Here is a 1,037-nt window from a genome sequence, read left to right on the forward strand (position 1 = left end):
ATCTTTGACACAAGAAAGATAAGCTGGTTGTCCAGAACCATAATAAACGTAAGTAATATCTGTAAGGAGAACTTTCCTCGGTTCTCCTTGGTTAAAATTCCTGTTTAAGTGGTTTGGAACGGCCTTATGCTCATGAGTGGCTTTCGCTAATTTCTTATAAGGTTTCGCTTGACGAATTATGGCTTTAAGATTGAACTTATGCATAAGCCTTCGAATCTTTTTATGGTTCATCGTGACAAAATACTTATTCTCTAAAATCATTTTGATGGTGAGGGCACCTGCTTTTTTCTTCTTGGCCTCAAATACTTCCTTAATAAGTTCATAATCCTGCGAATCTTTCTTCTCGTGAGTCAATCGAATCCTTTCAGCATGTATCCAAGCATAATATCCACTACGACTGACTTCGGCCATTTCACAAAAATAACGGACCATATTGGTAAGATTATATGGGCGAATGATTTGTTCAATTAACGTGAATTTTTCACTCGTTGTCATTTTCTCTTCTTCGAAGCCTGCCTTTCGAGTTCGTCTAACTTTTTTAGAAATTCAAGTTCAGCCTCTAAATATTTAATACGAGCTTCAGCCTTTTTTAACTGATCTTCCTGCGAATACTCCTTGGATTTTGGTCTTCCTGGACTTCCTTTCCCACGTCGCTCTGTATAGAAGCCATCCTCGCCATATTGTTCAAACGTTTTTCTCCAACGTTTTAAGCAGCCTTTTGGTTTATCCGATCCAATCATCTCTAACTCAAAGCCATGTTCAATAAAGATTTGGGTAGGTGATTTACCAGCTTGATTCTCTTTAATAGCCTTTACCTTAAAGTCTGGATGATAAGCAATCGAACGATCTGAAACCTGTTTCACATGTGGATTATTCTCTAATTCCTTTATTTGAAATTCATTAAAATAAATCTTACTCATTTTGATTTCCTCCGCCCTATATCTGAAATGATTATAAACGGGGTTCTAGAAAAAGGACATAGAAAACCCCGAATAAGGGACTTTTTTTACTGTGTCCATTATTCGGGGTATAGTTCA

At 36.9% G+C, this 1,037-nt stretch carries 2 protein-coding genes; both read right to left on the bottom strand.

What is annotated here, in order from left to right; genetic code table 11:
• Positions 1-495: IS3 family transposase (locus N9I19_RS24900; RefSeq protein ID WP_317779356.1), on the bottom strand; the 495-nt coding region annotated here is incomplete at its 3' end.
• A complete protein-coding gene (locus N9I19_RS24905; protein WP_061461612.1) occupies positions 492-920 on the bottom strand; it encodes an HTH domain-containing protein in 429 nt (142 codons plus the stop codon). The genes N9I19_RS24905 and N9I19_RS24900, both read right to left, overlap by 4 nt.
• Between the last annotated feature and the right edge of the window lie 117 nt (positions 921-1,037).

Source organism: Peribacillus sp. CSMR9, from assembly GCF_033141925.1.
Classification (GTDB): Bacteria; Bacillota; Bacilli; order Bacillales; family DSM-1321; genus Peribacillus; species Peribacillus simplex_A.

Excerpts from the sequence above, each read along its gene's own strand:
- N9I19_RS24905 (WP_061461612.1), bottom strand. The coding sequence starts at position 920 with ATGAGTAAGATTTATTTTAATGAATTTCAAATAAAGGAATTAGAGAAT.